The 24,293-nt window shown below is 53.9% G+C and carries 19 protein-coding genes and 1 pseudogene; 11 read left to right on the forward strand and 9 right to left on the reverse strand.

What is annotated here, in order from left to right; translation table 11 throughout:
* Window positions 1-3: 3 nt before the first annotated feature.
* Genes H3T90_RS00525 through H3T90_RS00535 form a run of 3 tightly spaced genes read right to left on the reverse strand, consistent with a single transcriptional unit; the run spans window position 4 to window position 1,848 of the window.
* Window positions 4-381 (reverse strand): PH domain-containing protein, encoded by a 378-nt coding sequence (locus H3T90_RS00525; RefSeq protein WP_198229258.1) that lies wholly within the window; start codon window positions 379-381, stop codon window positions 4-6.
* Window positions 378-803, reverse strand: a complete 426-nt coding sequence (locus tag H3T90_RS00530) for a helix-turn-helix domain-containing protein (protein ID WP_110425321.1) — start codon at window positions 801-803, stop codon at window positions 378-380. Before H3T90_RS00530 ends, H3T90_RS00525 begins: the two co-directional genes overlap by 4 nt.
* 49 nt (window positions 804-852) lie before the next feature.
* Window positions 853-1,848 (reverse strand): glycosylasparaginase, encoded by a 996-nt coding sequence (locus H3T90_RS00535; protein WP_198229259.1) that lies wholly within the window; start codon window positions 1,846-1,848, stop codon window positions 853-855.
* An 852-nt stretch (window positions 1,849-2,700) separates the two neighbouring features.
* Between H3T90_RS00535 and H3T90_RS00540 the strand changes: the two genes are divergently transcribed.
* Window positions 2,701-3,729 (forward strand): alpha-L-fucosidase, encoded by a 1,029-nt coding sequence (locus tag H3T90_RS00540; protein WP_198229261.1) that lies wholly within the window; start codon window positions 2,701-2,703, stop codon window positions 3,727-3,729.
* Between the two features lie 246 nt (window positions 3,730-3,975).
* Here H3T90_RS00540 and H3T90_RS00545 read toward each other — a convergent pair whose 3' ends face one another.
* A complete protein-coding gene (locus H3T90_RS00545) occupies window positions 3,976-4,800 on the reverse strand; it encodes an oxidoreductase (RefSeq protein WP_198229263.1) in 825 nt (274 codons plus the stop codon).
* Window positions 4,801-5,515: 715 nt separating this feature from the next.
* On the opposite strand from H3T90_RS00545, the gene H3T90_RS00550 reads away from it, so the two are divergent.
* The 4 genes and pseudogenes from H3T90_RS00550 (at window position 5,516) to H3T90_RS00565 (ending at window position 11,098) form a co-directional block, all read left to right on the forward strand.
* Window positions 5,516-6,685 (forward strand): aminotransferase class I/II-fold pyridoxal phosphate-dependent enzyme, encoded by a 1,170-nt coding sequence (locus H3T90_RS00550; RefSeq protein ID WP_198229265.1) that lies wholly within the window; start codon window positions 5,516-5,518, stop codon window positions 6,683-6,685.
* Window positions 6,686-6,753: 68 nt separating this feature from the next.
* Complete coding sequence (locus H3T90_RS00555; RefSeq protein ID WP_198229267.1) at window positions 6,754-7,746, forward strand: D-2-hydroxyacid dehydrogenase; 993 nt, start codon at window positions 6,754-6,756, stop codon at window positions 7,744-7,746.
* Between the two features lie 189 nt (window positions 7,747-7,935).
* Window positions 7,936-8,185: pseudogene (locus H3T90_RS09055) on the forward strand (glutamine-hydrolyzing GMP synthase); the annotation flags it as partial.
* Window positions 8,186-9,400: 1,215 nt separating this feature from the next.
* Window positions 9,401-11,098: an AIPR family protein gene (locus tag H3T90_RS00565; protein ID WP_198229270.1), complete on the forward strand. Its 1,698-nt coding sequence runs from the start codon at window positions 9,401-9,403 to the stop codon at window positions 11,096-11,098.
* Window positions 11,099-11,680: 582 nt separating this feature from the next.
* Here the strand turns inward: H3T90_RS00565 and H3T90_RS00570 are convergent.
* Window positions 11,681-12,298, reverse strand: a complete 618-nt coding sequence (locus H3T90_RS00570) for a xanthine phosphoribosyltransferase (RefSeq protein WP_198229271.1) — start codon at window positions 12,296-12,298, stop codon at window positions 11,681-11,683.
* 247 nt (window positions 12,299-12,545) lie between these two features.
* Between H3T90_RS00570 and H3T90_RS00575 the strand changes: the two genes are divergently transcribed.
* Both H3T90_RS00575 and H3T90_RS00580 read left to right on the forward strand, forming a co-directional pair.
* Window positions 12,546-12,839 (forward strand): hypothetical protein, encoded by a 294-nt coding sequence (locus H3T90_RS00575; protein WP_045924523.1) that lies wholly within the window; start codon window positions 12,546-12,548, stop codon window positions 12,837-12,839.
* Window positions 12,840-13,045: 206 nt separating this feature from the next.
* Window positions 13,046-15,580, forward strand: a complete 2,535-nt coding sequence (locus tag H3T90_RS00580; protein WP_198229272.1) for a UvrD-helicase domain-containing protein — start codon at window positions 13,046-13,048, stop codon at window positions 15,578-15,580.
* A 27-nt stretch (window positions 15,581-15,607) separates the two neighbouring features.
* On the opposite strand, the gene H3T90_RS00585 is transcribed toward H3T90_RS00580, so the two are convergent.
* Both H3T90_RS00585 and H3T90_RS00590 read right to left on the reverse strand, forming a co-directional pair.
* Window positions 15,608-16,261, reverse strand: a complete 654-nt coding sequence (locus H3T90_RS00585; protein WP_198229273.1) for a response regulator transcription factor — start codon at window positions 16,259-16,261, stop codon at window positions 15,608-15,610.
* Window positions 16,258-17,520, reverse strand: a complete 1,263-nt coding sequence (locus H3T90_RS00590; protein WP_198229274.1) for a histidine kinase — start codon at window positions 17,518-17,520, stop codon at window positions 16,258-16,260. The genes H3T90_RS00585 and H3T90_RS00590 overlap by 4 nt, the downstream gene beginning before the upstream one ends.
* Window positions 17,521-17,699: 179 nt before the next feature.
* Between H3T90_RS00590 and H3T90_RS00595 the strand changes: the two genes are divergently transcribed.
* The 4 genes from H3T90_RS00595 to H3T90_RS00610 all read left to right on the forward strand — a co-directional run bounded on the left by H3T90_RS00595 (window position 17,700) and on the right by H3T90_RS00610 (window position 21,931).
* Window positions 17,700-18,656 (forward strand): ABC transporter ATP-binding protein, encoded by a 957-nt coding sequence (locus H3T90_RS00595; RefSeq protein ID WP_198229275.1) that lies wholly within the window; start codon window positions 17,700-17,702, stop codon window positions 18,654-18,656.
* Between the two features lie 41 nt (window positions 18,657-18,697).
* Entirely contained in the window at window positions 18,698-19,891 is a 1,194-nt protein-coding gene (locus H3T90_RS00600) for an ABC transporter permease (RefSeq protein ID WP_198229276.1), read from the forward strand.
* A complete protein-coding gene (locus tag H3T90_RS00605; protein ID WP_198229277.1) occupies window positions 19,878-21,215 on the forward strand; it encodes an ABC transporter permease in 1,338 nt (445 codons plus the stop codon). The genes H3T90_RS00600 and H3T90_RS00605 overlap by 14 nt, the downstream gene beginning before the upstream one ends.
* 143 nt (window positions 21,216-21,358) lie before the next feature.
* Window positions 21,359-21,931, forward strand: a complete 573-nt coding sequence (locus H3T90_RS00610; protein WP_198229278.1) for an NAD(P)H-dependent oxidoreductase — start codon at window positions 21,359-21,361, stop codon at window positions 21,929-21,931.
* 116 nt (window positions 21,932-22,047) lie between these two features.
* Here H3T90_RS00610 and H3T90_RS00615 read toward each other — a convergent pair whose 3' ends face one another.
* A complete protein-coding gene (locus H3T90_RS00615; protein ID WP_198229279.1) occupies window positions 22,048-23,325 on the reverse strand; it encodes an MFS transporter in 1,278 nt (425 codons plus the stop codon).
* The gene (locus H3T90_RS00620) at window positions 23,322-24,008 is read right to left on the reverse strand and encodes a TetR/AcrR family transcriptional regulator (RefSeq protein ID WP_198229280.1); all 687 of its coding nucleotides are present in this window, start codon (window positions 24,006-24,008) and stop codon (window positions 23,322-23,324) included. The genes H3T90_RS00615 and H3T90_RS00620 overlap by 4 nt, the downstream gene beginning before the upstream one ends.
* Between the last annotated feature and the right edge of the window lie 285 nt (window positions 24,009-24,293).

Raw genomic sequence — 24,293 nt, forward strand, 5'->3', positions numbered from 1 at the left:
AACTCAGATGCTGCAATTCGTCCTTTGTTGCTCGCTGATGGCCGCGTTGATCCGGTTGACCAACTCATGGGGATGTTCCACCCCAAGCACCAGTCGGTCATAGCGTTCGCCCTTGAGTTGGATGACGATGGGACTTTCCGGTCTGGTGACATTCCAGAATGTTATCTCCCCATGCTCGGTGAATGTACCGGCCCATTTACCGGGAACATGAAGGCCAAGTGCACGCCAGCCTTTGGCATCATCAAGAATGCCCGGATCCTCGCTCGCACCTAGAACATGCTCGATTGGCATCACTAATTTTCGCTTGAACGACCACATTTTATCTAAACCCTGTGGTTCAATCTCCAGTGTTCGCCCGACAATTGCCACCTTGTTGTTCATGACTTGCTTCTTTCATTATCAGACTGCAACTGAACATGTGCACGTTGCAGCAGCCTTTCGCCAAGGAGCGTGGCGACATTAACGGTGACGGCGTTGGTATCGCCTGATTCCGAGCAGGACAGCTTCACGAGGTAATCCCTGACCAGCCCACGAACCTCCAAATCATGATCTGACAGCTCCATGAGTGCCACCAATACCAGATTGAGCACTTTTGAATCGCGCGACTCCGAATCTGTTGCATCATGCAGCGCAGCTACGAACATGCCACGCTTGCTGCCGAACGCACCGTAGAGACTACCTCGGAGCAGACCCGTGGCCTTGACGAGAGCATCGATCGACGTGCCCTCATAGCCATGCTCCAAGAAAACCTCGCGGGCACGGGCAAGCACCTCATCATCATCGAAGCTTCTCTTGCGACCCATGCTCGCCAAGATAGCATTATTTGACCAAACAGTCAAGAATAATAGACGTTCATTTGATGGGTGCCTTGAGCGAGCGTTTATATTCCTGCAGCCATTCCTTAGTCACTGGTTCGATTCGTGTTCTGCCCTTACCGTCCGGATTGGCCATGAGTATGCGTATCTGCTGGCCTTTCTTGGCTGTGCAGAAGGTGAATTCCACGTTGGTGGCGACCCCCCAATCCCCTCTCTTGTTGAGGGCGATCAGAGAGATCTCGCCGGCCTTGCCGTAGCGGTTCCTCAGGAGGTCGTCGAATTCGTAGACTGCAGAATCGCAGGCTTCCTGCGGGGTCAATCCGCTTCCCATCAGGGCGACGATACGATAGGAGAGGCATCCTTTCATGATGTCTTCTCCCAGCCCGGTGGCGGCAGCTCCTCCGATAGTGCTGTCCACGTAGAAGCCCGAGCCGGGCAGGGGTGAATCGCCCACTCTGCCCGGCTCCTTCATAAAGAGACCCGATGTCGATGTGCCAACAGCCATCGATCCCTGCATATCCAAGGAGATGGCCCCGACCGTATCGTGCCCTCGATAGGGGCTGGCAGACTCCGGTGTTGTGGTCTTGGCAGCCTCCAGCTCCCAACGTCTTCTGGCTCTGTCCGTCAGCATATTGCGCATTTCGAATCCGCTGACCTGGGCGTAGCGAGTCGCTCCCTGTCCAACCAGAAAGCTGCTGGTATGGCGTCGACTCAGTTGCCTTGCCACGGATATGGGGTGGAGTACATGCTGGATGCCGGCCACTGCGCCCAAGGCCATGCTGTTCCCGTCCATGAAAGCAGCATCCATCTCCATCTCGCCTTCCCGGTTCGGCAAGGCGCCATAACCGACGGAGGTGTAATCCGGGTTGGCCTCAACTTCTTGAATCAGCCTCTCGACAGCATCGCCCGACTGGCCGCCCTCTTCAAGACCGGAACTGGCCTTGACCATACCTTCATAGGCCATCCGCCAGGTAGCAATAGATGCCCAAGTGGACTGATCGTGACTGGCTTTCTGCGGGGATGAATCACACATTTGCTTGTTCCTTTCTGTCGGTATGGTTGTTTGGCTCTTCCTGACCGGAACACGAATGCAGTTAGTGTGCCGGTCCTCAGCCGATCGTCGAATGACCAAGCTGATGGACCGTGCTCTTGAGGGCAAACTGTCAGTAGCGGGCTTGCCTTGCTCGCATGCAGACAGCAATGATGTCCTCTATCCTATTCTTGTCTGTTAATGACAGTTACTAAAGATACTTCTTGTTTTGTAGAATGTCATGTTTGTGCTCTTAATCGTTTGTCAGATATCAGTTTTGCATACATGCCATTAAGTCGCTTTAAAGACCGGATACTAATAATATGCTCGTTAATCGCCCTATGGCAGATCTTGATAATTCATAGTGGCATGAAGTCTCTGGCATGTATGATTCTGAATTGGGTATATACTGTTAACAAAATAGTACCTATCGAAGTATTCATGACCAAGATGGTTCATGGAATCCGGTTGTTTTGCAGTATATGAGTGAAGCAATCGCTCTCCATCACGAATGGGGAACGTGCTGACAGTTCCGAGGAAGGAACCTTCATGGGGTCAAAAGAGGTACAGTGAACAGCAGTCCACCGATTTTGATGCTAGGCACCTTATCTACGTCATTTGAAGGCTTTGCAGCCAATACCACCGGGATCCTCAGCTCCCTGGTTGCTCGTTACTTCTTTCCAGGTTTCGGTCAGGGTACTTGGCAGGAAAGATCCAGGTTTCATGATCATGTGTACAGGAGTCCGCTATGTGCGTATGGCTCTTTATGATACTTTCGTTGTCAAGAAGGGCAAGCTGACCATCTGAGGTCCGGTTCAAACAATTCGTGTTAATCAGCAGAAACAGAGGTAAGTAATGAGCGATACCGTGGAATGGTTCAAGCAAGCCAAGTATGGAATGATGATTCACTGGGGTCTCTATTCGCTCCTGGGAGGGGAGTACCAGGGAAAGTCGTCAAGCAACTACGCGGAGTGGATCCAATCCAAGCTCCAGATTCCCAACAAGGAGTACGAACGCCTGACCCAGGCCTTCAATCCCATCTACTTCGATGCCGATGCCATAGTCGATCTTGCAAAGCGTTGCGGCATGCAGTATCTGGTCGTCACAGCAAAGCACCACGACGGCTTCGCCATGTACCGATCCCTGGTAGATGCTTACAACGTCTATGACGCGACACCATTTCACCGGGATGTAATTGGCGAGTTGTCCCTGGCCTGCCGCAAGGCTGGCCTGCGATTTGGCCTTTACTATTCTCAAGATTTGGATTGGCATGAACCGGATGGCGGCGGATACCTCTCAAATGACATCGAGACGGCGGGCACCACCTGGGACAACAGCTGGGACTTTGTGGGGGAGAAGAACTACGACCGTGCGTTCAAGCACAAGATCATGCCGCAGATCGAAGAGATCATGAGCAACTACGGGGAAATATCGGTCGCCTGGTTCGACATGCCCATGACTCTCAGCGACGAGCAGAGCCAGACCATCTACGATACGGTCAAGCGCCTGCAGCCCGACTGCCTGATTAATTCCAGACTGGGCAACGGTCGCTACGACTATGTTTCGTTGGGAGACAACGAGATTCCTGAGGATTCGGATGCCAGCGCCAAGGCCTCCTCGGAGGAAGATGTCGATTACAATTCCGTCGAAGGATTCAAACCCTCAAAGCTCGGCCTTTATGAGACCGCCGGAACCATCAACGATTCCTGGGGATTCTCCTACCATGACCAGAACTGGAAGAGCCCGAAGACCATTCACGATTACAAGGCCCATCTGAACAAGTACGGCATCAACTACCTGCTCAATGTTGGTCTGGATGGACTGGGACGAGTCCCCATGGCGGCAGAGCAGGCGCTCCTAGGAGCTCAAGCTCTAGAGGTTTGAGGAGTCGGAATTCTGCCAATTGGCGAGGGACTCTGTGGTAAGGATGCTGATCCTGTCCTACGGAATCCCTTGCTGACTGTCTGCTTCATTTTGCATAGCTTGGCGGCTTTCAAAAGCGAGCTTTTCGTATTCAGCAGCAGTGAATCTAAGAAGCTGTGGACCGGTTCATCTGAATGAACATGCCCTAAATGCCTTTATTCCTTTGAAACTCGACGGTGGGGTATCGTTTGATACCTTTTTTATTGTCTACAAGTCCTTAGCATGGACCATCAGATAGTCCCATGCACGGGTGGGGAGCAGGGCATGAAGGGCGACCAGAGGCTTGGCGCCGAAGCCCAGAAGGTAACGTGGACGGGGATGGCGTACTGTCGAGGCACGTACGATGGTCTTGGCGATGGTTGATGGTTGGGTCAAATGCCTGCTGGAGTACAGTTTGCGCAACCCGGCGGCAGCTTGGGATCCTGACTTTTGATAGGCATTCTTGCGTGTGACTGTCTGGAGATGTTCGGCGGCTATCGCGCCCCAGTTGGTGGCGATGGCCCCCGGCTCGATTAGGACCACGTCGATGCCGAAGGGACGCACTTCCATGCGCAAAGCATCACTGAAGGCTTCAAGAGCGTATTTGGTGGCATGGTACCAGGCACCCATATAGGTGACCATCCGGCCAGCCATGGATGATGTGTTCACGATCCGGCCGTGTCTGGCTCGGCGCATGGCGGGCAGTACCAGCTGGGTTAAGCGGGCAAGGCCGAAGAGGTTGACCTCAAATTGTCGTCGCACCTCTTCGATGGAGACCTGTTCGACCGGACCATAGGAGCCATATCCGGCATTGTTGACCAGCAGGTCGACGCGTTTTTCCTTCTGCAGAATTCGTGCGACAGCCTTCTCAATGGATGCAGAATCAGTCAGGTCCATCTGCACAGCCGTCACCCCCTTGTCGCCAAGCGGCTCCAGCCGTTGAACGCGTCGTCCTGCTGCATACACTCGGTATCCATGCTCTGCGAGCATTCGAGCGGTTTCATACCCAATGCCGCTGGTGGCCCCTGTGACCAGTGCAACTCGAATGGTCATTTCCTCACCCCTTTTGGCCGGCACAACCAAGAATTCTGTCTCTTGCCTGTCTTTGAGGCAAAGTATATGACAGAGATCTCAATGCAGGGACGCAACAGTCGGATAAGGCGAATCTCGCGTCCGAGTTTGGTAGTGCGACACAACTTTGACAAGACTTTTACCCGAATTCGTTCTTGCCGAGCATAGCTTACAGACCGTAGTGAAGAGATAGGACCCAGGATGCAAACGACCAATGCTTCGGTACGGGATGAGCTTGTATGGGAAGGGGTATCTGAATGTGTTGATTACGGATTCGCAGGCTGCGGCTTGCGAGAGACTCCCAAGGGAGCCTTAAGATAAATCTCTGAAATTTCGAGATTAGTCTGGTCTGTCTTGTCATAGGCACGTTTATTTTGGATGCTTATCGCGTCCGCAAAATGCAAGCGTCTGGTCAAATAATGGTCGCGTTTATAAGATTGCTGGAACTTCGCTGTACGCTTACTCTAATGCTGATTGTAGATTCCGCAGGAGGTTTCAGCATGCAGGGCACACGATTTACCTATTGGTGGCACGGATTCGATCTGTGACGCCCGGTGCCTTGTAGGAACGGTTGCACGGATCGGAACCCACCGGCCCTGCAGTCGTCGACAGCATTTCCCGTGCATCGTCACCGCATAGTCGGTAGGGCAGTACCAGCGACAATGGTTGTAGTAACCGCATGGGAAAGGACAAGCCAATGACATTGGCGGATCATATGAATGCCAGGGTCAAAGCTCTGGCGCCGAGCGACATACTCGAATTCAACAAGGAGATCGCCGGAATAGACGGCATCGTGAAGCTGACCCTGGGGGAGCCTGACTTCTTCACCCCCGAGCATGTCAAGCAGGCGGGCATCGAGGCCATTCAAAACAATTACAGTCATTACACCGAGAGCCGCGGTATGCCCAGTCTGCGTAAGGCAGCTGCCGACTATCTTCAGGCCAAGTACGGGCTGGACTACGACCCTGACAGCCAGATTGTGATTACGGCCGGTGCCACCGGGGGCATCTTCTCGGGCCTTACCGCCATGATCAACCCGGGTGATACGGTCATTCTGCCCACGCCCATCTTCCCGCTTTACATCCCCATCGCCCAGCTGAGCGGCGCCAAAACCGTCTTCGTGGATACCTCCGAGGACGGCTTCATTCTCAAGCCGGACAAACTGGAGGCCGCCGTCGAAAACAGCGAGGGTCCGGTCAAAGCCCTGGTGCTCAACTATCCCACCAACCCCACCGGCGTGACCTATGCCCGTGAGGATCTGGAGGCTCTGGCCCAGGTGGCGCGCAAGCACGGCTTCTTCGTGCTCAGCGATGAAATCTACGCCGAGCTGACCTACCAGGGTACTCACGTGTCCATGGGCACTATCCTGCCCGAGCAGACAGTCGTTCTTGGCGGGGTTTCCAAGTCCCATGCCATGACTGGATGGCGTGTCGGCATCGCAGCTGGCCCCGCCGACGTTATTGATCAGATCAGCAAGGTTAACGAGTTCACTATTACCTCGGTGACCACCAACGCCCAGTATGCGGCCCAGGAGGCTCTGACCAAGGGTATGAATGACACGGACCCGATGCGCGAAGCATATCGCAAGCGGCGGGACTATCTGGTCAAGGCCCTGCCCGAGGTCGGTCTGGATGTCATTGATCCCAAGGGCGCCTTCTATATCTTCGCCCGGCTGCCCGAGGGCATGCGCGACAGCTGGAGCTTCGTCTATGACCTGGCTCGCAAGGCCAAGGTGGCGGTAATCCCCGGGGCAAGCTTTGGGCCCGGGGGTGAGGGCTACGTCCGCATCTCCTACGCGGCTTCCATGGAGGACCTGCACACCGCCGTGGAGCGGATCGGCGACTATATGCGTCAGAATCGCGGATGACTCATCTGGCGATTCATCCGACAGCCGGCAAAAATCATCAATGAAGACAGTTACCAAGGACAGGAAAAATGACCAGCATTCTTATGTATTCAGTACGTCCCGACGAGCAGGAGGCCATTCAGGCCTGGGCGCAAGCCAATGACATTCAAGTGGATACCACTGACCACGATCTGGGGATGAACACTGTTGACATGATCAAGGGATACGACGGAATCGTCATCCAGCAGCACGCGGCCCTGCCCGAGCCTGAGCTCTACCAGCGGCTCAAGGAGTATGGTCTCAAGCAACTGACCCTGCGAATCACCGGGTATGACATCGTCAACCTGCAGGCCGCTCGGGAGAACGGGTTGGTCGTCACCAACGTACCTGCCTACTCGCCCCGGTCGGTCTCCGAACTGGTTCTGGCCCAGGTCATGCGTCTGGTTCGGCATCTGGGGGAGGCCAGCGCTCGCGAGGCCAAGGATGACTATACCTGGGATGGACTTCAGGCCCATGAGATCCACAACCTGACCGTGGGGATCATCGGAGCAGGCAAAATCGGATCGGCCGTGGCCAGAATCTTCAGGGCCCTGGGCTCCACCGTCATCGCCAACGATCCGGTCCACCGCCCCGAGCTGGCAGACACCCTGGATTACGTCGATCTGCCCACGCTTTTGAAGCGGGCCGACATCGTCACCGTTCATACGCCGCTGGACGATACCACCCATCATCTGATCAATGCCCAGGCACTGGATGCCATGAAGCCCTCGGCCTTCCTGATCAACGCCGCCCGCGGCCCCATTGTGGACACCCCGGCCCTGATTGAGGCCCTGCAGACCAAGTCCATCGCTGGTGCCGCCATCGACACCATCGAGGGTGAGGCGGGCATCTTCGAAAAGGATCTGAGCGGGACCAAGGTCGACAACCAGGCCCTGGAGACCCTCAAGGCCATGCCCAATGTAGAGGTCTCACCACACATCGGCTTCTACACCGATGCTGCCGTGACCGCCATGGTAAATATCTCCCTGAATGATGTGAAGACCATTCTGGAGGGCGGCACCAGCGAGCATCAGGTGGACTGATCCATTTTATTGCAGCGACCCGAACCGGGGCAGACCGACTCAGGCAGGATTCTGAGCAAAGGTGTTGATGTCCTGGTCCGGGTACATGCTTTACACGATGGCCAAGGACTTGAGGTTGTAGCCCTCTTTGCGCAGGGTGCGGCCGCCCTCCTGGAATCCGCTCTCCACGGCGATGTCGATGCTATCAATGAGGACCTTGGTATCGTGGCAGATGATGAGGTACGGGTCATCGGCATCAAGCTGGGCTTGCCTGACGAGATTGTCTAGTGTTAGCCTTTCCCCTTCCTGGCTTGGGCATTCGCGTTATTGGCGACATTGCTAAGAAGCGACAGTATCTTCTGAGAGAGGCCGATGCCATCGCTCTTGAGAAAATGACCGAGGCCGGTATGGAGGGCATCTAGCAGTCCTTCTGCCCGATGTCCATTCCGTTGGTGTACAGCGTTGATGAGTACGCGCCAAAGTTTCAGCTATCGTTCTGCGCTTTATCTAATCAGAGGATGCCACAACAACCGATTGCTCCATGTTTCCCTGACGATATGCTATCAGCCGCCTCCAAAAAGAAAGCACTCTCTGCTCTAGCATCAACAGTTTGGTTCGAATGTCACCTACAAACCGCTGACAACCATTGAACGGGAATGATACGATACCACTCTTACATGTAATTCAACATTTGTACATAATACAGTGTCAGATTCCCACATATATTTAAGCGGGCGACAGCAGGTTGTAGGACCGTCGGATATTAGATGATTCTTCTATTGAGTAGGAGAAGAGACTCATTCTCCTCTGGGGTTAAGGGTTCTCTGCAATTCTCGGTTTAAACAACAAAGTATGTGTAGTGGCTAAGAACAGTTTCTTGCGGTTTTAAGTAGCTAAAGATGATATTGCACTGCTATACAGAGAAGCTGTCATCATCAAGACTGCCGAAGTTTTTCTGTAGTGGTTTGTAACCATAGTGATCGTGAGTTTACGGTTTTGCGGCAGGCGTCAATTCGATATTTGTTGATCGTTGTAATCTATGAGTATTTTTATCAAAGTATGGGGGAACGAACAGATTGATTTTAATACTGCAATAACTTTACCTATTCCGCATATTACTGCAATCTTGGTTTTTTTAGTGGTATCTGCTGATTTAGCGTCGAATCTGACTTTGAGCACTAGAATACCTGCTCTTGAAGTCATCTTATTATCTACAAGCTTGAATCTTGAATAATGAATGCTAGTATAACACTGTTTTATATCCACATATCGAAGCGAACGTTTGTGAAGAAAACATGCCTTAGATTTTAGAGTAACAGTAGATTCTTATACAAATATATGTGAGCACATCCCCCGTTATCTGTCTTAAGGCTCCATCCTGCTTTATGTGGGGTCAATTCGAGTCATCGCAAGTATGGCGACTATCGGTAGCTTTGTCTAGGCTCAATTCTGTAATTGTGGTTCAGTCTCGAATTTTTGTCTAAATGTGCTGTTTCCGAGTTTGAGTTTGCAAGTTGAGCTTTGCTCCTTTGCATTAGTAGTATCCGTTCACGCAGTACCGATGGTCACATTGTTGATATATATATTGATATATTTTTGGATTTGTTTGGTCAATTATGCTTAAATAGTTGTAAATACAAACATGGAAGTAAGGGAAATGACTAGAAAACTAAATATGACACAGGCTACGATCCGTAACTTTGTCGAAAGTGAACGTTTTCGAATTGATAAGAATATGGGTGCTGATGAAGCTTTTGAAAGAGTCGTAGCTCAGCAAGTTTTGACTCAGTATCTTCTCGATGATGACGAAGTAACAAGAGGTATGACCGATGGTGGGCTCGATGGCGGTTACGACGGAATATTTATATTCGTTAACGATACTCTTATGAATGGCGAAGATCCCAAATCTATTTCACTAGATAGCAAAAGCCAAATTGATATTCACCTTATACAATCAAAAAATCAAACTCATTTTTCAGAAGCCATTGTTCAAAACTGGAAAGTTTCTTTTCCGAATCTTGTCGAGACAGACCAGCCGGATAAAGACAGGTACAATCAGGCAGTAATTGATCTCTTTGAACTCATAAGAATTATTTTAGAGCAAACCATAAAAAAGCGACTTCAGGTATCGATTCATTTCTGGGCGGTTTCTTTAGCTGTGAGAGTTCACCCAAATCTCTTGAAGCAGGCAGAAGAACTAAAGGAGCTTGTAGAATCCATCATCCCTTCCAAGAACACGTCTGTTCATGTGGATTTTGTAACGGCAAAGAACTTGTTTGAGCTGATTGAGGAAGCTCCCGATGAAACGGTTAGTTTAAAAGGTACAAAGGAACCTCTATGTCCTGATGAGTCAAGTGCGATATTGACTGTCTTGCTTGGAGATTATTTTTCATTCATCACAGATGAAAAACAGAATCTTAAGAAGTCACTTTTTGAAGCGAATATTCGTGACTATCAAGGAAAAGTACATGTCAATAAAGCAATTCATGAAACACTCGAGAATAAGTCTGATATTGACTTCTGGTGGCTTAACAACGGAATCACAATTGTCGCTGATAAAGTGACACGAGATATGGGGAACTCAATTTCCTTGACTAATCCCAGAATTGTAAATGGGCTTCAGACATCCAATGAGATTGCTCAGTATTGTAAATCGGAAAAGAGCCTAGATGACAACAGAACAGTTCTTATTAAGTGCATCGCTTCCAGTGACCATGCGACCAGGGCTAAAATAATACAGGCAACAAATAACCAAACATCGATTCCTCCTGCATTCCTTCATTCGCTTGAGACGATACACTTACAAATAGAAAGATACTTTAGTGATCGACATCTTCAGTATGATCGCCGGAAGAGCACCGGAAAAAACAACGGCTGGCCTGCAAAGGACATTATTTCTATCTCATTTTTGGGGCAATGTCTTATTTCAACGCTTCTTGGGCAGCCTGATTATGCGCGTGCTAGACCAGCACAAATACTTGGTGACGCAAAGAAGTACGCGAGGATTTTTAATGAGCACGTGCCATTGGAAGCCTATTATAGACTAGCGCGAACAAGCGCTAATATAAAGCAGCTAATTAAAGGTTGCGGGCTGACACGAGGGGAACAAAACGACCTACTATTTCATACGATATATCTTTACTGTGCAAAGGATGCAGGTTCTTTGAAATTAGATTCGGAAGACCTTGTAAACTTGCATCAGCCTAAAGAGAAAGAATTTAAAGAAGTTGTCAATTTGGCAAAATCAGTTTATTTGGAAAACGGCGGAAATGCTCAAACTGCTAAAAATGCTTCATTTGTCGTGAAGCTTCAGGAAAGAGCAGCTGATGAGTGGGGACTTAGACAGCAGGCAGATAACAGGAAGCAAGGTTAAAATTTCAAAAAACTTAGGTTATCGGCATATTAAGGATGGACATTAACTGTGATCTGATTGGCTTGGTCTGCATGAAAACGCATAACAGGTGCGAATCAGCTTCGAAGCTAAGTGGCTTAAGGGTTTAATTTCGCTGTATCTCTGAATTAACGTGATTTTACTTGATAGACCCGCACTGAGTTAGCTGAGTTATATAGAGTTGATTCGAGTATCTCTTCTTTTACTCGAGCTAAGGGCGAATAGAATTGTTCCGATATCTTTGTGTAAGAGATGCTTGATGAGTCTATTTATGTCTCGAGATTTACTCGGTGTTTACACCGTTAAAGGGCAGACGGTATTTCCGAGAAAACCGGAGCCAAGAAGACTATTATCCAAATATGCTAAAGGACTCCCAAATCCGAACAGGCACTATATTTGCACTATGTATGGAGTCAAACGTCGCTTTGGACGTGTATGAGAGGATTGTACTGCCAAATTGATGTGAGCAATTACACTGGAATACCGTCGTGAGGCAAGTGAACTGACCAGAAAAAGCGTTAAAAAAGTCAGGTTGAACAATCCACCTGACGCGAGTTGTTGCTTCTAATTGGCTCTGGCGGAAGGAGCGTTTGAATTCTCATTGGACGCAAAGGTGATGGTGCCCTGGTCCGGGTCCATGCTTTCCACGATGGCTAGGGACTTGAGGTTGTAGCCCTCTTTGCGCAGGGTACGGCCGCCCTCCTGGAATCCCTTCTCCACGGCGATGCCGATACCCTCAATGACAACCTTGGCGTCATGACAGATGTCGATCAGACCATGCAAGGCGTTGCCCTTGGCAAGGAAGTCGTCAAGGATCAGTACATGCTCGCCTTCCTTGAGGAAGCGCTTGGCCACGATGACGGGGTACTCACGCTGCTTGGTGAAGGAGTAGATGCGGGCCGTGTACTGGTCGCCGTCAAGGTTGATGGACTGGGTCTTCTTGGCGAAGACCACCGGCACGTCCCCGAAGTGGCGGGCGGCCAGGCAGGCGATGCCGATTCCGGATGCCTCGATGGTCAGAATCTTGTCGATCTGGTGTCCAGCGAACAGGCGGGCCCATTCAGCGCCCATGTGGTCGAAGAGCCGCACGTCGCACTGATGGTTGAGGAAGGCGTCCACCTTGAGTACATTGCCAGGCTTGACCGTGCCCTGGCGGCGGATTCGCTCCTCAAGTTCCTGCATGTCATCGTCCTTGTCGTCATGAAAGCGGGACCCCTATGGTCCCGACGGATAAACACCAAGATAACCCGGTTCTGGGACTGTGGTCTGGCTGCCCTGATCCGTCAGGTTTCACCGCCAGCGGATTGGAGTGTCTTCCTGGCGTGTCAGCCCGTCAATCCGCGGATTTAAGGCCCTGACTGTTACAGTGAAAATTGACCGCAATGGTCACGCATCGTCACGGTGCGTTCAAGGACCTAAGGAGGACCATATGGGGATTCTGGATGATGCAAAGGATGCCATGAAGTCTGCCGGCGAGAAGATTTCCGATGTCGCTGGCGATGTCAAGGACACCGTTATGGACAAGGCATCCGATGCCAAGGACGCCGTTGCCGATAAGATGGGCGACGCCAAGGACGCTGCCCAGGACAAGATGGGCGACGCCAAGGACGCCGCCTCCGACAAGATGGACCAGGCCAAGGCCGATGCCAAGGTCGGCAAGGCCAAGGCTGAGCAGGGCGCCACCGAGGCTGTCAACAACGCCAAGGACCAAGTGCGCAACTGACTGGGTCATCTCGACTTCCCCCGACTAAATCCCGTTCGCTTTCCCTATCTAAGGCGGACGGGGTCTTTTATGTCTGCTGACATCTCTGCTGGCTAACCCTTGAGCCAAGATCCGATGACACCGCTTTGTGGTAGAAATGGTTGTTTGCCGGGTGTGCGCCATCCGGCCTGTGACGGTGACGGAGACCAGATGGCAAGAGGTGGCTTGTGAACGAGGAACCGGACTTGATCCAGCGCAGTGCCAAGGAGCTGCTCAAGGGGCTCAACGATCGGCAGGCCGAGGCAGTACAATACCAGGGGCAGGCCCTGCTGATCGGTGCAGGTGCAGGCTCGGGCAAGACCAGGGTGCTGACCCGCAGAATCGCCTGGATCCTCAGTCAGTTTGGCGCCTGGCCCAGTCAGGTTCTGGCCATCACCTTCACCAACAAGGCGGCCTCCGAGATGCGCGAACGTCTGCGCAGGTTGATTGGGCCTGTGGCCGACCGCATGTGGGTGTCTACCTTCCATTCAGCCTGCGTGCGTATTCTGAGGCGAGATGGCAAGGAGATCGGCTTGCGGTCGGGCTTCACCATCTATGACACAGCCGATTCCGAGCGCCTGATCAAGCTGATCGGCAAGGATCTCAACATTGATCTGAAGCGCTACACCCCCAGAAACATTCTGAGCCACATATCCGACTACAAGAACAACCTGCAGGATTGGCGCACGCAGCTGCATGAGTACGCCCCCGACTACCGTCCCGGGCAGCGCGGCCAGCAGATCACCGCCCGCTTCGGCAACGAGGAGGAGCTCTACTCCGTAATCTACGCCGAGTATGAGCATCGGCTGGCTCAGGCCAATGCTGTCGACTTCGACGATCTGATCGTACGTACGGTCCAGTTGCTCCAACAATCCCCAATGGTGGCGCAGTACTACCATCATCGTTTCCGCTACGTGCTGGTGGACGAGTACCAGGACACCAACCATGCCCAGTATGTACTCATGCGCGAGCTGGCCGGCGCCGATGCTGACAAGCAGGATCCCGCCTGGATTACCGTGGTGGGCGATTCGGATCAGTCCATCTATGCCTTCCGAGGGGCTGACATCAGCAACATCAGGGACTTTGAAAAGGACTTCCCCGGAGCCCGGACCATCCTCCTGGAGCAGAACTACCGTTCCACCCAGACCATTCTGGATGCGGCCAATGCCATCATCGTCAAGAACGAGGGCCGCAAGCCCAAGAAACTCTGGACTGCCCTGGGCAAGGGGGAGCCCATCGTGGGCTATGCAGCCGACAACGCCCAGCAGGAGGCCGCCTGGATTGCCACCGAGATCGCCCGGTTGCGCAGCGAGGAGGGCATTCCCTACTCCGACATGGCCATCATGTACCGGGCCAACGCCCAGTCCCGCGCCCTGGAAGAGGGATTGATCAATGCCGGCCTGCCTTATCAGCTGGTGGGTGGGACCCGCTTCTATGAGCGCAAGGAGATCAAGGACGCACTGGCCTATCTGCACGCCATCGCCAATCCCCAGGACGACGTGAACATGCGGCGGATACTCAACGTGCCCAAGCGGGGCCTGGCCGCACGTGCCGAGGCAGCGGCGACCTCCTATGCGGATTTGCATCAGGTCTCCTTCTGGGAGGGGGTGCAACATATAGAGGAGGTGCCCGGGGCTTCCACGCTGATGGTCAAGCGGATGAAGGCCTTCAGGGATCTGATCACCTCCCTGACAGGCTTTGCTGCAGAGCATGATACCAAGCCGTCTCAGATCGTCGAGAAGGTTCTGGAGGAGTCCGGCATGCTGGATGAGCTTCGCAAGTCGGTTGACCCGCAGGATGCCTCCCGGCTTGAGAACCTTGGCCAGTTGCAGTCCGTGGCCGCCGAGTTTGAACAGAAGACTCCTGACGCTACCTTGGCAGGTTTCCTGGAGACCACAGCACTGGTGGCTGACTCGGACCAGCTGCCAGGCCTGGGCGACGACTCAGGCAAGGTGACGCTGATGACCCTGCACACGGCTAAGGGCCTGGAGTATCCTGTGGTCTTCCTGACCGGTATGGAGCAGGGAACCTTCCCGCACTCCCGCTGTCTGGAAGATGCCGATGAGATGCAGGAAGAGCGTCGGCTGGCCTATGTGGGCGTGACTCGTGCCAAGCGGCGTCTCTACCTGACCCGGGCGGCCGTCCGCTCTCAGTGGGGGCAGGTCAATGAGATGCTACCCAGCCAGTTCCTGGACGACATCCCTGACGAGTTAATCGACTGGAAGCGTCGACAGGCAGGAAACGAGCGGATGCGCGCAGGTTGGGACCTGGGTGATGACGAGGACGAATTCGGTGGTTTCGAGGATGAAAGCGATGGCCGAGCGTTCGGTCATCGCTCATTCGGTGGGTTTGGCTCCGGATCCGGGTTTGGCTCTTCCCGCAGTGGGTATGGGCGCTCGCGAACCTCCTCACAGCGTTCGTTTAGATCATCAGGGTATGGCTCTCGCGGCTCCTCCTCAAGAAATGGAAGGGTCACGACCAGACGCAGCACAACAAGCTCATCGTCAACCTCACACGCTGGCAGGGCCTCAGCCCAACCAAAATCGAATGGCCTGTCCATTCAAGACTTTTCCTTGGGTGACAGGGTGGCCCACGACCAGTATGGCCTGGGCAAGGTTGTCGACATTCAGGACAAGGGTCACAACTCGGTTCTGACAGTGGACTTCGGCTCCGAGGGGACCAAGAGGCTGATGCTGCGCTTGGCGCCGATCGAAAAGCTCTGAACGATCGAGACTCCAAAAGCTGTATGCTCACGACTCTTGCATGGACAGCCATTCCACGGCGAGTTGGGTGCGGTTGGCCAGGTTGGTCTTGGCCAGGATGGCTGAGATGTGATTGCGGACGGTGCCCTCACTGAGATAGAGCCGCCTGGCGATGGCCTGGTTATCGAGGCCGTCGGCCACCAGAGCGACGATTTCCTGTTCGCGGTCGGTCAGTGTTTGGAAGCGCCGGGTAACAGGTTCTGCTGGGTCTTTTCGTGTCTGCTCCTCCTGCTTGCCAAGTGAGAGATTAGCCACTGCTTCAGCGCCAAGAACCGTCTGCCCAGCCATCACAGCTTGCAGGGCCGGCACCACAGAAGCCACGTTCTGCTTGATTACATAGCCCTTGGCACCCAAGGCCAAGGCACGGGAAATATACTCCTTGTCGGCAAAGGTGGTCAGAAAGAGTACACGGGCAGTCGAATCCATGGCGATGATGCGCTCCGCCGCCTCCAGGCCGTCCATACCAGGCATCTGCACGTCAAGCAGCAGTACGTCAGGCCTGCCACCAGCGGCCTGGTAACAATCCAGGGTTGACTGGCCGTCACTGGCGGTCCAGAGCACGTCTGCAGTGCCGGTTGCGGTCAGAATCGTTGACAGGGACGAGCAGACGATCGGATCGTCATCAGCGATAGCGACTTTCATGCCATAACCTTCTTATTCTCTACATGCTCAGTTGCACTCTGGTTGAACCAGGGTTCCTTGGGCAAGGATACGAAAACCTTCCATCCTTTTCGGTTGGGTCCACTGTTGGCTGTGCCGCCCAGGGCTCTGGCCCTGGCCTCTATATCGGCCAACCCCATGCCGCGCTGGAGATCTGGTTTCTTAAGACGCGAGCTGTAAGGCTGCGATTGCTGGATCGCGCCGTCATCCTGCACCACCATCTGCCAGAAGGCTGGGAGGTCGCGCAGAATTACTTGCGCTGACTTGGCTGAAGAATGGCGGACCGTATTGGTAAGGGCCTCACGAACAATGCTGGCCAGGCAACGGCACACTGGTGCAGGCGCTGTCTTAATGCCGTTGTTTAGATCGACCTGTAGCTGCCCCATAGAAGCCTCGGAGCTGGCATCCTCCATCTGGGATGCGAAGTCGGTGCCCTCATCCTCCAAGTCATGCACCGAACGACGAATTGTGGTCATGGCTTCGTCTAAAGTCTTTCCGACACTATCAAAGACTTGCTCGGTACTCTGATCGCCCTTGCTCTGAGCAACCACCCGGCCAGCCTGGGTCTGCATGATGGCTCGAGTGAGTAGGTGGCCCACATTGTCATGAATATCTCGCGCGATCCGGGTCCGCTCGGATAAGTGCGCCATCCGTGTTGCTTGGGACCTCTCCTCGTCCAGGTCGCTGATGCGGCCATGCAGTTGGCGGATCCTGTAGCGTTCGATGTCTTCAATCTGCCATACACGACCCTTGGCTACGGCCAAGTGCGCGCACGTCAGTCCGCCGCCTTGCGCCAGTGCTGAGGTCAATAAAGTCAGCAGGGCATAGCGTTGGGGGAGGCCTCTGAACTGTATGAGGTCGGCCATGCCAGGTATCAGCCAAAAGAATGTCGGCAGCAAGGCTAAGAGCAGCCTGGGCCAGACCAGTCCAGAGTCCTTGGTCTGGGGGACCTTCATACCGACTGACCCGGTAGCCGGGACCATGCTTCCGAGTCCGACCCCCGCCTCAAAAGCCAGCGCTGGCAAGAAGAAAAGCCAGTCTGGTATAAACGTTGCCAAAAGCGACACCAGAGCGCCACCCCACGTGGAACCCGGCGCTGGCAACAGCCATTCGCTCAGGGCTCCTGTGGCTACTGAGGCCAAGAGGCCTGCGATCAGGATTCCTGAAATCTCTGAACCATACCATGATCCGCATAAGGTCCCCAGACCAAGCAGGACCAGCCAGCCAGCTATCCTGCCCATGAATGTCTCCTCGCCCAGTTGCCCTATTGTCTCAAATAGTAATTGGCGGGCTACCCGTTCCTGAGCCTATCCGAAGGCAGGACTACCCATGACAAATGTCATAGGTCTGATTTGAGCATCCACAACATTGATGACGGCTGTCATGGTGTTGGGCCAGTTGTAGCTGGGATGATGGAATCATGAACAGTTCACGTGAGCAAGAGCCGGCCTTGAAGGTCAATGCATTGGTGAAGCGCTACGGTGACATGGTGGCCTTGGACCACTTCGACATGGAAGTCAATCGAGGCGAAGTTTTCGGACTGCTTGGTCCCAATGGTTCAGGCAAGTCAACCGCCATCAACTGCATACTGGCCCTGCTCAGCTTTGAATCGGGGACGGTTCGGGTATTTGGGCAGGAGATGACCCCGACCTCCTATGACCTCAAAAGTCATATCGGCGTGGTTCCACAGAATGTGGCTGTTTTCAACGAACTGAACGTGCAGGAGAACATCGACTATTTTTGCTCCCTCTATGTGCCCAAGAAGGCCGACCGCAAGGAGCTGGTTGAGCAGGCTATTGACTTCGTGGGGCTGGGTGACTTCCGCAGGTTCCGTCCCGGCAAGCTGTCGGGCGGTCTGTTGCGCAGGCTCAACATCGCCTGTGGCATCGCCCATCAGCCCGACCTCATCTTCTTTGACGAGCCCACCGTCGCCGTGGATCCCCAGAGCCGCAACGCCATACTGGAAGGTATCGAGCGGCTAAACGCCCAGGGGGCCACCGTAGTTTACACCAGCCATTACATGGAGGAGGTGGAGCAGATTTGCACGCGCATCATGATCATGGACCACGGCCGACAGATTGCCCTAGGCACTGCTGAGGAGCTCAAGGGCATGGTCCAGGCCGGCGAGCAGGTCACTGTCGAGACACTGGATTTGAAGGAGTCTACACTGGCCAAGATCCGTGCTCTGCCTCTGGCCCAGTCCGTCGATTATGACGGCAAGGAATTGGTTATCCACTGCCGGCAGGGCGAGCACAACTTGCAGGATGTGCTGACGGTCCTGGAATCCACCCAGACCAGCTACGGCCACCTGACCAGCCGTCCGCCATCCCTGAACGACGTGTTTCTGGAACTGACCGGCAAGGAACTACGCGACTGAGCGCGGTCCCTAGGCTCAATTGCCGTAAGGAGCACATATCTATGTGGAACTCATTCCTGATCAACGTCAAGACCTCGATACGCAATACCTCCTCCCTCTTCTGGGTACTGGCCTTTCCAGTCATATTGGCCGCTCTGATGCTGGGCATCATGGGCAACCTTCAGGACGGTTACACTGCCGAGGCGCAACATTTCGCCATTGTCTCTGACGCCAACTGGAAAGCCAGCCTGGGCGCTGACGAATTGGTTTCATCACTATCGAAGAAACCCAAGGCCGGGTCCGATGACACTCAGCTGCTTATCCCGACGACAGTGGCTTCCAGAGCCGAAGCAGACACACGTCTGGATAGTCAGAAGGACATCGGCTACCTGTACGCTGGTTCTGACGGACGGGTCAACATGGTCCTGTCCGATCGTGAAGCCGCCAACATCCAATCCGACTCAACTGCCTCAGAAGGCATAACGGTCTCTATTCTCTCCGCCTCGCTAGTCAGCTTCAATCAGGCTAACTCGGCAAGCTCAATCTTGGCCTTGCCAAATACTCAAATACTGCTGCATTCCGGCCAACAGACCTACACTAAGCAAATCCGTCTGACCCATATCAATCCTTCGATGACCGCACCTTACTTCTTTGCCGTGCTCGCTATGGCCTGCCTTATCGGCGCCAGCACCGCAGCAGAGATGATTGCCAGGACTCAGCCCAACCTTTCAGCCCTGGGAGCCCGACGGGCCAGTTCTCCCAGCTCCAAGTGGCGGCAGGCAGCGGGCGCCTTCCTGGCCTCCTGGCTCTTCTCCGCAGTCAGCCTTCTGGTTGCCTACATCTTCGTCCGCACAGTCTGCGGCGTGCAAACCGGTGGTCGTGACCCGATAGCCCTCGTAGCCATCGCCGTGGGCACCTTTATGGCTACCGCTTTCGGCTCTATGATGGGAGCGATCCCTAAACTTTCCACCGAAACGAAGATTGGCCTGGTCATAGGCATCGACTGTACGCTGAGTGCCTTTATCGGCCTCTACGGCAGCCTGGCTATGGACCTTAATAACGCCATCCAGGAGCATGCTCCGATCCTTCACCTGATCAACCCGGTCAAGCAGGTCTCCAACCTCTTCTACGACATCGTCTATTACGACAGCCTGGAACCCTTTGCCCGCACCTGCGGCATCCTGGCTATCATGGCCGCCGTCTTCCTGGCCATTTGTGGTCTGTTCCTAAGGAAACAACGTTATGAATACTTGTAAAACAGCACTGCGCGTCATCTGGGCGCATAAGTTCTACCTCCTCTTGTATCTGGTGGGCATGAGCCTCATCATGATTGTCATCGGTTCCACGAACATGCAGGCCGCGGTACGTGCCAATGCCTCAAGCTCGGTTGGTCGCTTTGAACCCGCGAAGGCGAAAATAGTCGTTATTAACAGGGACCACGGCAACCAGGTTGGTTGTGAGCTGGGCCAAGGTCTGGAGCGGTATCTGGGCAAGTCGGCCCAACTGGTGACAGTCGAAGATAGACCCCAGGCCCTGCAGGATGCCAACGTATCCGGCAAAAGCGATTTGACCGTCATCATTCCAGCGGGATATGGCCAACGCTTTCTTGATGCGCTTGAAAATACTGCTGCTCAAGCTCACAGCGGTAGCAAAGCCCCTGGTTTCCCTAAAGTTGAAACAGCTGCCTCCTATAATTCCAGCCGCGGCAGTTTGGCACAACTGCAGGTGGACAGTTATTTCGATGCTCTTCGTACTGCTCTGCTGCCAGATCTGGGCCAAAACGGTCCCATGGAGCTGCATTCGTCTGCTGCGATCAAGGATGCGGCTGCCTATGCAGTATCGCACTATGCCAGCAACCAGCCACATGTGGGCATCCATACCAGCCCAAAGGATGATGACCATGGCGCCCTCTTGGAAGGTTTCGCCACCACCGTCGGCCTGGCTGCCTTTCCCTTGATGACAGCGCTGACGGTCTGTGTTGCGACGCTTTTCGGAGCCTTCAGCTCTCCGGACCGACATCGACGCCTGCTTGCCTCTCCAATGCGTTCAAGCAGCCTGAACGGACAGGAGCTCACGGCAGCCCTCATCCTGGCAGGCTTCTCCTGGATATATTACGTGGCACTCGTCGCCTTCAGCATGGCGACGTCAGGGGTGTCTTTGGCTTCGCTTGGCTGGGGGAGGGTGCTGCTGAGCTTTTTCGTCATGCTGATATTTGCTGTGTCGGCGGCCTCCTTTGGATTCATGCTTGCTCAGTTCAATCCTTCCTCTTCTCTCATAAACTCGGTAGGGGTCATCTTCGGCTTGGTGGTTATGTTCACCTCCGGGTCAAGTTCGGGAGGCCCCCTGCCTCCGGTCATGCAGACCATCGGCAAATTGACTCCTGGCTGGTGGTACAACACCGCTGTCCAATCAATCATGGATTCACGTGCAGCAGGTCTGACATCTTGGGGTCTTCCGCTGATCGTGGTTGCCCTGTTCGCTCTGGCCTATGCCTGTGTCGGTCTCATGGTCTCACGCCTCACCCGCACCCGCGCCACCCTGGTCGCTCCTGTCAGTTCCGACCCCAGTATGATCGGGTAGTTTTCCTGCATTCATATCATCTTTCTGTCAACAGTTTTGCTTATGATAATCTACCAAATATTAAATTATTTTAGATAATAGAGTCGGCAGAGGTTTTCGATAGCGCCTAAGCCAGATGCAGCATAACTGAAGAAGTAAACGATATGAACATACTCGTTATTCAAGGATCACCCTATGAAGGTAGTTTCAGCCGTACCAACGCCCAGGCTTATGCACAAGCTGCCCGGCGTAAAGGCCACACGGTCGAAATGATCGACCTCAGCCAGGAAGACTTCGACCCGGTGCTTCGCTACGGCTATGTCAAGCACATGGAAGACGAATCAGCACCTAAGCGTTATCAAAGCATGGTCGCCCGAGCCGATCATCTGGTCTTTGTCTTCCCCATTTGGTGGGCAGGTGAACCGGCCATCCTCAAGGGCTGGTTAGATAGGGTACTCACGCCACAATTTGCATACCGGTATGAAAGCAGCCTTAAATCGGAGGGGCTGCTCAGAGGCAAGACGGCGCAAATTATCAGCAGCAGCCATGGGCCGGCCTTCGTCTCCAAGATGTATGGCTCAACCGTGACCCGATGGAAGTACTCCATCCTGAAATTCTGCGGTATCAAATTCACCGGGGCCAGCATTCTGGGCCGCATAGACTCGAAGGTTGATACACCTGAACGCCGCGAAGCCTTCACTCAGAAGATTTGCAAGACAGTACCCTCAACAAAGTAAGGCCTGTCAGCCTTATTGAGATGCTTATGTGTCTACGTCGCTAAGTAATGGACCTTTGGTCGTCAATGTCGAAAAGCGCCGGCGCGGCATTCAAAAAAGGGCATATGCCATGCCATTTATTCGTCCGGATTCATGGCAAGCCTGGCAATCACACATGTCAGCAGTGTCACCGTGACCACCCCAGCGATGATCAGGGTCATGGGGCAGTGGTCGATCAGCGGGCCGAAGGCGGCCTGCCCCAGTGGAATCGCGCACATGCATAGGCTGTTGGTCAGTCCTATCACCTTGCCTATCAGCCCTACAGGGGTATGAATCTGCTCATAGGAAAGGGATGTGATGTTGACCGTCTGCACCACTCCCGCAGCCAGAGCCATGCACCCGGTGACCAGGGCGAAGAGGACATGAGTAGGCAAATGCAGAAGCAGCCCTGCGGCAATGGGCAGGAGGACCAGGGCGCTGCCCGAAAGCAGCATGGGTATCCGTTGCAGATAGAACCAGGTTGGGCGGATGGACACCAAGATGGCTCCAAGCAGGCTCCCGCAGGCCAGTATTCCTTCGGCCAGCCCCTGCATGGCATTGTTCAGACCCAGCGTACGAGTGACCATATATGGTAGTGCCACGTTGACGTAGGAGGCAAAGATCAAGTTGGCCGCCAGACTGAGTCCTATGACCACTTTGAGGTTGCCATGCCTGACCAGAAATTGTGCAGCAGCTTTGGTGTCCGCGACCAGATGGCTCACCAGTGCTCTCGGACCTTGGGAGGTGCCCTGTGCTGGTTCAGGAATCCTGACGGCAATTCTGATCCAGACGGCAGAAAGAAGACAGACCAAGGCGGCAACCCCGACTACTTGCATGATTCCGAAGAAGCCCATGACCATGCCGGCCAATACTGGTCCGATCATTCCTACGAGGGAGATCGCCTGGGAAACCATGGCTGATGCGCGGGTTAGGTCTTTTCTGTCTACCAGGCAGTGGAGGGCTGCTTGCACCGTTGGGCTGTAACAGGCCCTATAGGCATTGACCAGCATCATGCAGGCCACGGTCAAAAAAACCGGGTCGATCTTGCGGCTGATCAGGATGTACAAGAGTGCTGTCAATGCCGACAGAACGTCCAGGACTGCCATGGTGGACTGCTTGTGCAACCGGTCGGCCAGAGCTCCGCCCAGGGGGGTCAGGAGAATGGATGGAAGGACTGCCAGAGCAGATGCCATGCTATAAAGTGATGCCGATCCTGAGATGTTGAGCAGGTGAAGCGGGAGGGCGAAGACCAAGCATGTTTGCCCTAGATTGGAGAGGATCTCAGTCGTCAGAAGAGCAATGAATGGCAGTGTCAGCAGTCCCTTGCCCTTGGAGTGGTCCATGTTTGAGGTTTGGTCGCTAGCGGGCGGGTTCATATACCGCCTTCGCTTTCAGTCTTTTCCTTGTTGTTGCCTTTGGTGTCGGTACCGAAGGATGCCAGCGAGTCGGAGAATCCCTGGTCTTGCAGGGGGATACCCAAGCTTTGCATGATCGTGAAGAAACAGGCGGCTCTGGTGCGTAGTTCAGCCTGCGTACCACGGCGAAAGAAAGGCAGCAGCCACATGTTGGCCAGCAAGCGGAGAATCTCCGCGGCTTGTTTGACGTGGTCCACGTGCAGTGAGCCGTCCTGATTGCCTTGTTTCAAGAGATCGACAAAGTCGTCCCGCTCGTCCACCATGGCGGTGAATTCCATGCCGATCATCTTGGGATTAGCCTTTGGATTGAATTTGCGGAACATCAGCTCCGCGGCCTCCAGTCTCTTTTGCGCTCGCCCGGGGGAGAAGAGCGACTGCAGCTGCTCCAATGCCGTGCCTTGTTCCGTCCGGGGTCGGGTCTTGTCGGTTGTCTCGCTCATGGTCCTCATCAACCTATCGGCCACGGCATCAAAGAGGTCTTCCTTGGACTGGAAGTGATGGTAGACGGCTCCCTTGCTCAAGCCTCCGGTCGCATCGATGATGTCCTGCATGCTGGTTTTGTCGTAGCCCCGGCTGGTGAAGAGCCCGGTTGCGGCTTTGATGATTCGTTCCTGCGTCAGCTCAGGGTGTGCGTTGCGGGCCATGGTCGTTTTCCTTTCAGGTCGATGATGATGAGCCGTCGTCGATTGGATGGTGAGGCTGCCATTCCTGCGTCAATTTCATACCGACCGTTGGTATGAATATATCACAACACTCTCCTCTGGCAGGTCAGGCACATGTGGTTTAATAAACACTTGGTTTGCGCATTTGTGCGTGAATCTATCTGGAGTCTCAGCCCATCAATGGGTCGGCGGCCGCAAGGTCGTTCGTGCTTGGCACGGTGAAGCATTGGAGAGGCCTGACTCGACGGTTCCGGCCGTCTTCGTTCA

Source organism: Bifidobacterium polysaccharolyticum, assembly GCF_016101585.1.
Classification (GTDB): Bacteria; Actinomycetota; Actinomycetes; order Actinomycetales; family Bifidobacteriaceae; genus Bombiscardovia; species Bombiscardovia polysaccharolytica.